6 protein-coding genes are annotated in these 8802 nt (G+C 49.9%); 3 read left to right on the plus strand and 3 right to left on the minus strand.

Annotated features, from left to right (window positions below; translation table 11 throughout):
• On the plus strand, positions 1–1791 hold a 1791-nt coding region (locus ACO1NT_RS00915), incomplete at its 5' end, for a V-type H(+)-translocating pyrophosphatase (protein WP_449046450.1).
• A 267-nt stretch (positions 1792–2058) separates the two neighbouring features.
• Complete coding sequence (locus tag ACO1NT_RS00920) at positions 2059–3552, plus strand: amino acid permease (protein WP_449046451.1); 1494 nt, start codon at positions 2059–2061, stop codon at positions 3550–3552.
• 73 nt (positions 3553–3625) lie between these two features.
• Here ACO1NT_RS00920 and ACO1NT_RS00925 read toward each other — a convergent pair whose 3' ends face one another.
• Positions 3626–5014 carry a DNA/RNA non-specific endonuclease gene (locus tag ACO1NT_RS00925; RefSeq protein ID WP_449046452.1) on the minus strand — a complete coding sequence of 463 codons (1389 nt, stop codon included), beginning with the start codon at positions 5012–5014 and terminating at the stop codon, positions 3626–3628.
• A 274-nt stretch (positions 5015–5288) separates the two neighbouring features.
• Between ACO1NT_RS00925 and ACO1NT_RS00930 the strand changes: the two genes are divergently transcribed.
• A complete protein-coding gene (locus tag ACO1NT_RS00930) occupies positions 5289–7925 on the plus strand; it encodes a TonB-dependent receptor (RefSeq protein WP_449046454.1) in 2637 nt (878 codons plus the stop codon).
• Positions 7926–7982: 57 nt separating this feature from the next.
• Here the strand turns inward: ACO1NT_RS00930 and ACO1NT_RS00935 are convergent, their stop codons facing one another.
• Entirely contained in the window at positions 7983–8627 is a 645-nt protein-coding gene (locus tag ACO1NT_RS00935) for an MgtC/SapB family protein (protein ID WP_449046455.1), read from the minus strand.
• Positions 8628–8634: 7 nt separating this feature from the next.
• On the minus strand, positions 8635–8802 hold a 168-nt coding region (locus ACO1NT_RS00940; protein ID WP_449046456.1), incomplete at its 5' end, for a Smr/MutS family protein.

Raw genomic sequence — 8802 nt, forward strand, 5'->3', positions numbered from 1 at the left:
CTTAACCTATTCATTACAGATAACCCTAACAATCTCTATCGCGAGATGACCGTGGTGCTTGAATCACTGGCTGGATTCTCTCTGGGAGCCGAGTCCATTGCGCTTTTCGCGCGCGTAGGTGGGGGCATCTATACCAAAGCTGCCGACGTGGGTGCTGACCTCGTGGGTAAGGTTGAAGCGGGAATCCCGGAAGACGATCCGCGGAATCCTGCCACCATTGCCGATAACGTAGGTGATAACGTAGGAGACGTAGCCGGAATGGGTGCCGACCTATTTGGTTCATATGTAGCCACCGTACTGGCCTCAATGGTACTTGGCAACTACATCATCAAAGACATGGCCGAAGTATCGGGTTCGGCGTACACTGACGCATTCAATGGTTACGGTCCGATCCTACTGCCAATGGTGATTGCCGGTGTCGGCATTATCGCTTCAATCGTTGGAACGCTTTTCGTCAAGGTATCGTCAAACGATGCAAAAGAAAACCAAGTTCAAGGGGCACTGAACCGTGGAAACTGGGCGGCGATTGTACTGACAGTTATCGCTTGTTTCTTCCTGATTCGGTTCATGCTGCCCGAGACGATCAACATGAAATTTTTCGGCGAAGGGGTTAAAGACGTCTCCAGAATGAACGTATTTTACGCGACTATCGTAGGTTTGGCAGTAGGTGGATTGATTTCGTCTTTCACCGAATTTTATACCGGACTAGGTAAAAAGCCGGTATTAAATATCGTCAGGAATTCCTCTACCGGCGCGGCCACCAATATCATCGCCGGATTGGCAACCGGTATGAAATCGACATTTTCTTCGGTACTGCTTTTCGCATTGGCTATTTGGGGTTCATATGAATTGGCGGGTTTTTATGGAGTCGCTATCGCAGCATCGGCCATGATGGCTACTACCGCCATGCAACTGGCTATCGATGCATTCGGACCAATCGCCGATAACGCCGGTGGTATTGCGGAGATGAGCGAGTTGCCCAAGGAAGTTCGCCAACGTACCGATATTCTTGACTCCGTAGGTAATACAACCGCAGCGGTAGGAAAAGGGTTTGCGATCGCTTCTGCGGCGTTAACCGCTCTGGCACTGTTCGCGGCCTATGTGACGTTTACTGGGATAGACGGCATTAACATTTTCAAAGCAGATGTGTTGGCCGCACTGTTTATCGGCGGAATGATTCCGGTTGTTTTTTCGGCGCTGGCTATGCAATCCGTCGGAAAAGCTGCGATGGATATGGTGAATGAAGTACGCCGCCAGTTTCGGGAGATTCCAGGAATTATGGAAGGGACGGGAAAACCCGAGTATGGCAAATGCGTAGACATCTCTACGAAAGCAGCACTCCGCGAAATGATGCTCCCAGGGGCCATCACCATCATCACTCCAATTGTCGTTGGTTTCGTGATGGGCGCCGAAGCATTGGGTGCCTATATGGCCGGCGTTGCTGTTTCCGGTGTACTTTGGGCTATTTTCCAAAACAACGCGGGCGGTGCGTGGGATAATGCAAAAAAGTCGTTCGAAGCCGGCGTGGAAATCAACGGTGAGATGACCTACAAAGGCTCAGATGCCCATAAGGCTGCTGTGACCGGCGACACAGTTGGCGATCCCTTTAAGGACACTTCCGGACCATCTATGAACATCCTTATCAAATTAACATGCCTGGTTGGGTTGGTCATTGCCCCCATTTTGGGCGGACACAACGACCACCAAGCAAAAAATGAGACAGCGGTTCCATCGGAACAAGTAGCGGCATCCGAAGTAGACGCCCACGTCATCGAACGACTTGACAAATAACCTATCTGTAAAGTCATTGATATACCAAATCACAACAGCATCCCTGGTACTAACATGGTACTGGGGATTTTCACTTATTAGCAGTTACAAACCGCGATGTATAAAACCTACCGTGTCAGCGCCGGATAAAAAGGGCGCTGAAATTGCCGGTTCCATGGGCCATGGAAAAAACAAAACTATTTCGAATGAAAATATATGATTTAATCATAAAATTTGTAGGTTTGGCATGCCCACACATGAATGGGCCTAAATAAAATTGAAAAGACCATGTTATTTAAAAAATCGATTCCGGCCTTAATCGCGGAAGCTGCAGAGAGTGGCGAAGGCACATTGAAACGAACATTAACGAGTAGTGGATTGGTGGCTCTAGGTGTCGGTGCAATTATTGGTGCCGGTCTTTTCTCGCTCACGGGTATCGCAGCTGCTGAGAATGCGGGGCCTGCCGTAACGATTTCGTTTATTATCGCCGCAACAGGCTGTGCATTTGCTGGATTATGTTATGCCGAGTTTGCTGCCATGATTCCAGTAGCCGGAAGTGCGTATACTTATTCATATGCTACAATGGGTGAATTTGTCGCTTGGGTCATCGGCTGGGATTTGGTGCTTGAGTACGCACTTGGTGCAGCAACGGTGGCATCGAGTTGGTCGCAATACTTTGAACAATTCCTGCTCGAATTCGGTATACACATTCCCCACGATTTCCTTCACGGCCCGTGGGAAGGTGGCATTGTAAATATACCCGCTATTGCTATCGTCTGTCTCCTATCGTTGTTACTGATGCGGGGCACGCATGAGTCATCTTTGGTCAATAACATTCTCGTGGTGGTTAAGGTATCCGTTGTATTGATCTTCATTGCACTGGGCTGGAGTTTTATCAACCCGGCCAACCATGTGCCCTTTATCCCGGCAAATGAGGGGGAGCAGATGCTCAAGTCGGGCCAGCTTGGCTTCTTTGATTTTTTTAAAAGTGACTATTTCGGCCAATTCGGCATCAGTGGTATTATGCGGGGTGCCGGTGTAGTGTTTTTCGCTTTCATCGGCTTCGACGCAGTGAGTACGGCTGCGCAGGAAGCCAAGAACCCCCAGAAAGGGATGCCTATAGGTATCATCGGATCATTGATCGTGTGTACGCTGCTGTATGTGCTGTTCTCATTTGTGATGACCGGTTTAGAAAACTACCAATTGTTTGCCGGTGATGCCAAACCCGTGGCAACGGCATTTGCCAAAACCGGGTATACTTTCCTAAACACCGCATTAATCGTCGCCATCCTTACCGGATATACTTCGGTGATGCTGGTCATGTTACTGGGTCAAAGTCGGGTCTTTTATACCATGAGTAAAGACGGACTGCTGCCCAAGTTCTTCTCCGATTTATCCAAAAGGCAGACACCGTGGAAAACCAACTTGGTATTCATGATTTTTGTGAGCATCTTTGCTGGCTTCGTACCTGTTGCAGACCTTGGGCATATGGTAAGTATCGGCACTTTATTTGCCTTTACGCTGGTTTGTATCGGCGTGGTGGTACTTCGCAAAACGAATGCCGATACGCCACGCCCTTTCCGTACGCCGTTGGTGCCCTTGGTGCCGATACTCGGCATTGTGGTTTGCATCGCAATGATGGCTTCCCTCCCCATCGAGAGTTGGGAACGGTTAGCGATCTGGATGCTTATTGGCGTTGTCATTTATTTCCTATACGGCAAGCGCCATAGTAAAATCCGTACTGTCGTCGAGACTGGGAAACCTCAGGGGCCCACTGTATAAACACTAAACTGATCTTCAAAACTGCCTTTCGCCCACATGGAAGGCGGTTTTTTTTGAACAGCAGCCAAAAGAGCTAGAAGCCAACGACGATGGCTTCTTCAAGGGTAAACTGGATCTCTTCGGAAAGGTTGGTAAAGAGGTCGTACCCCGTCCGCTGTTCGATCTCGTCGACGCTTACCCGGTATGCATTCCAATCATCCGCCACATCGTTCGTATTAGGCATGTCTACAGCAATAACCTTTGTTTGTGTGGTTACGCGAGCGAGGTCGTCGTCGCCGCTGCGTAGAAACAGGGCGGCTTTCCAGATCCGCGCCGGTACCGTTACCTTACCTCCGGCTAGCGTCGAAGCTTCACCATTGCTGCCCTTCCCGCCGCGACCGTAAGATCCCATGATAACATATGCCTCATGTCCGTTCCGTACCTGCTCACGGATATGGTTCTCCAAATCGGCCCAAGGCCCTCCGTTGTTCGCCGGCGCCTGCGGAATCATATTCGTCATCAAAAAGGTAGCTGCATTGGCCGCATATGAACTGGTACGGTCGGCCGAAGGGCAGTTGTGCCCGCGGTCGAAGCCCGAAGCGGTATAACTGCCGTACAACACAGCATACCAGCTTTCAGGAAGACCAATATATGCGGCGAAGTTATCCTGTCGGCTAACGACTTCGGTAATGTTAGTCGCATCCAAGTGCCAACTCACCCAATTCGGTGTACCCCTGTCGCGATTATAAGACAATGCAAAGTAATGGTGGTCGATGAGATGATTCGCGTAGTCCATGATCTCATGCGTTGCATTGGAGGGGTTGCCGAATAGCAAGTTGCTATTATCGCCCGACGATGCCGGTGCATCATCGCCGCGCTCCACGCCGCGCGGTGGATAGGGCTCGGGATCTGTCCCACGGGGCCATCCATCCGGATCACCTAGAACGATGCCCGAGTCACCGAAGCCCTTAAACAGGATGTCGTCTAGATTCAACCTTCCACCACCCGTTTTAACAATCCGAAGCCTTACTTTTCCCGTGTCAGCAATGGCAAAAGAATCCAATTTCAATGTATGCGATGCCGTAGTCATCTCTTTGCCCAACGGCTCGAATTCCTGTCCATTTGGCGCGATATACAGCCGCCATGTAGCCGAGGTATCACTACCGAAGAGCCCGTGCTTCAGGTAAACCATATTCAGATTGGCAATGGTAAAGGCCGTACTAACGCTGCCTGTATTGCGAATACGTACGGCACGCTCACCCACTTTCGCATCGGCTTGGTTTGCCCCACCCCAGATTAGGGCATCGTCAAACTCCCATAAGCCGGTGCGCAGCCGCTGATGGGCTTTCGCATAAGCATCTTTCCGGGCCCCTTCAAAATTTTCGGTAATCCGATAGTTTCGCTGTTCGGGTTGAGGGTCCTTCCGTTTAAGGCTACACCCCAAAAGCAGAAGCGAGCAACCGACAAAAATGGCAGGTTTCATCCGCCAAACTTAGGCATCCTTGCCGTCACCTGCAAATGGCATTGAATTTCACGGCAGAGAAATCAACATGATGACGCACATGTTGATAAAAAACAGGTCAGATCATCATTTGTTAACATTAACTTCATTTACAAAAAGTTACCTTTGCAACGTAAAATTACCATTCGCCCCATGAATGCATTATTTTTCACGGCACACCACTCGCAGCCCTTTTTTGAGGGGAAGAACGTTATTATTTTTTTCACATTCCACTTTAATATCAATTCTTGTACGTATGAGCGCAAAAATTACCAAATGTTTCGCACTTGTTGCTATGCTACTGCTGTTTAGCAACTATTCCTGGGCACAGCGCGTGCTTACTGGAAAAGTGACCGACCGCGAGGGGCCCGTAGCGGGAGCCACCGTGTTGATCAAAGGCACATCCAGTGCCACAGCCACTGATGTCGAAGGCAATTTTAGTATGTCGACCGAGCTTGAGGCCGGCGAAGTCATTGTCCGGATTCTTGGTTTTGCCAGTAAGACGATTCCGTTTTCAACGCAGACGGATCTCGGCACCATTATCCTCACAACGTCCGACTCGCAATCGCTGGACGAGGTTGTAGTCGTTGGTCGTGGAATCATCGATATCGCCGAAGACCGGAAAACACCCATCGCCGTATCTACCGTTTCCCGTACGGAAATATTGGAAAGAGGTGTAGGTAACGTGGAATTCCCGGAGATCATGAAGAACATCCCTTCGGTATTCATCACTAACCAAGCTGGGGGATTTGGCGACAGCCAGAACTTCCTTCGCGGCTTCGATCAGTCGAACACGGCTTATCTGTTGAACGGCCAACCCATCAATGGTATGGAAGATGGCAACATGTATTGGTCGAACTGGAGCTCCATTGCCGATATTGCCAACGCAGTGCAGGTGCAACGTGGCTTGGGTTCGTCCAAATTGGCCATCTCGTCGGTGGGCGGCACGATTAACATCGTTACCAAGGCGACCGATATGCAAGAGGGCGGTTCGGTGCGCTTCCTAACCGGCAACTACGGTTATGCAAAGGGTACGGTAGCCTATAATACGGGGCTCCGCGATAAATGGGCCTTTTCGTTGATGCTCGATTACTGGCGCGGCGATGGCAAATATGCTAGAGGCACAGCGGGTGAAGGCCAGAGCTATTTTTTCTCCGTGGGCTACAAACCCAACGAACGCCATAATCTCAACCTCATGGTATTCGGTGCGCCGCAATGGCACGATCAGAATTATTCGAAAGCACTGGAAACACGCTACAATGACAACGGCACCATCCATACACCCGGCTATGACATTACTGGCATCAAGGGCAATTCCAACTATGGTTACCTGAACGGTGAGGGGCTGGCTATCCGCAAGAACTATTACCATAAGCCGGTGGCCAATTTCAACTGGGACTTTAACATCAATGAGAAATCATCATTGTCTACCGTGCTCTACGCTTCTTTGGGCCGTGGTGGCGGTGTCGGACCGCTTGGCAACGGCTTGAGCTTTCTTGGCGAAGAATTCGGTGGCGGCTACCTGTCCAATGGTTTCATCAACTGGCAGGGTGTGGTTGATTACAACCAAACCATCACCGACGGTATCGGCACCGGCCGTACCGGTTCGATGCTGCGCGCTTCTGCCAACAACCATGCCTGGTATGGTTTGGTAACGAACTACAATTTCGACACCCAACGTTACTTCACGTTCAACGTAGGGGCAGACATCCGTTTTTATCGCGGCGACCACTTCCAGCAATTGGTGGATAAACTGGGGCTGGAAGCGTGGAACGCACCGAACGAAAACCGCGGCGGAGACGATTATCTGGTAACCAAAACGTTTAAAGCCAATCCATGGACAGCCCTATTCAACCCTGCCGGTGAAGAATACCGCGTAGGGTATGATAACTCCGAACAAATCAATTATCAGGGCATATTCGGGCAAGCGGAATTTAGCAATGGCATCATCTCGGCCTTCGTACAGGGTGCGGTTTCTAACCAATCGTACCAGAAGTTCGACCGTTGGAACTATGCCGGCGGCCAGGCGGAGTCGCCCGTGGAGAACAAATTGGGATACAACGCAAAAGCTGGCCTTTCGTTCAATTTCGAAGAAAACCACACGGTCTTCGGAAATGCCGGCTTCTATTCCCGACAGCCATTCCTCGACAACGTCTTCATCCAGAATACGGTAGATTTCACCGATCCTGTGGTCGACAATGAGGAAATCCTTGGCCTTGAAGCCGGTTATCGATTCACAACGTCCAACTTCACCGTTAACTTGAACGGTTATTACACGTCTTGGGCAAACCGCTTCCTGCTATTCGGCGGTAGGTTTGGTGATGTTAATACCGAAGGTGATTACCTGCTTACTGGTATTACCCAATTGCACAAAGGGCTTGAGCTCGACTTCCAATCACACATCACCCCTGATTGGATGCTCCGTGGATATGCATCGGTAGGCGATTGGCAATATGATGGAGAGACACCGTTCCGCTTCCGCGAAGAAGTAAATTCTGAGATTATTGGCACAGGTGATTTGGATTTATCGGGCGTGAAAGTGGGTAATGCCCCGCAAGCGTCACTTGGTTTAGGCACAAAGTATCATATCCTCCCTGATTTATCGGTCGACGTGGACTTCAACTTTTACGATAACCTTTACGGACAGGTGGATCCCGAAGATGTGGTCGGTGCCGCTCTCGATGGCGAAGTTTATGCGGCTGAAAAGCTCGATGGCTTCGGCGTAGTGGATGCCGGCGTGTCATACACCTTCCGGTTCAGTGCACAGCGGCTGAAATTCCGAGGTAACGTATTCAACGTATTCAATAAGGAATATTTCGGTCGTAGAGACGGGTTCGGCTATTACTACGGTTTAGGCACCACTTGGAATGCAGCATTGACCTACAATTTCTAGCGGTCAAATGACTCGAAATGCAAAGCAAACCGTTTCGCCTATGGCGAAACGGTTTTTTTATGAATTGTAATAAAACTCTTCGACATATGGGAGTTCCATCATCGCATTATTGAATCGCTGCAGGTACTTACGGTCGGCCAACAACTCAAAAACCACCGACAACTTGCCGTCGCGTTTCGCCACCGATTTACGGGTATACTTGATGTGGTGTTCATCCATCACCCCTTTCAGCTTTTCCAGATTGCCCGTATCCATATCACCAAACCCCACCGAAATGGTACGTGTAAGAAATAGCCGCTCCATCGCACTCTCCACTTTATTGAATACCGAGAGGACGATAACCGTCACTACGGAAAGAGAAAGCGCGAGGCTATAATACCCCATTCCTGCCGCCATCCCAATGCCTGCCACTACCCAGATTACGGCGGCAGTGGTAAGGCCCATCACCGAAAACTTATCTTTGAATATGACCCCGGCGCCTATAAAACCGATACCCGTAATGATATTTGCCGCAATCCGGTCATCGCTGCCCACCCCAAACCGGGAAACTATGGTAAATGCGGTTGCGCCAAGGCCAATCAGTACGATGGTACGGAATCCGGCTGACTTATTTTTATACTCGCGTTCGAGCCCCACCAAGCTGCCCGCCAAAAGGGAAACACCAATGGCCACCAAATCATTGTTTTCGGGTAATATTTCCATAAATCAATCAATCCAAATAAGCGTATGTAATCCCTTCTCCGCCACGATCTTGATGCTCATCTTCCATGCGGGTAACTTCGCCATACTTCTGCAAATACGCTCGGATAAATTTACGCAAAATACCGTCCCCTTTCCCATGGATAATTTTAAGGCTGGGGAACCCCATCATGAGTGC

This window comes from Parapedobacter sp. (assembly GCF_053550995.1).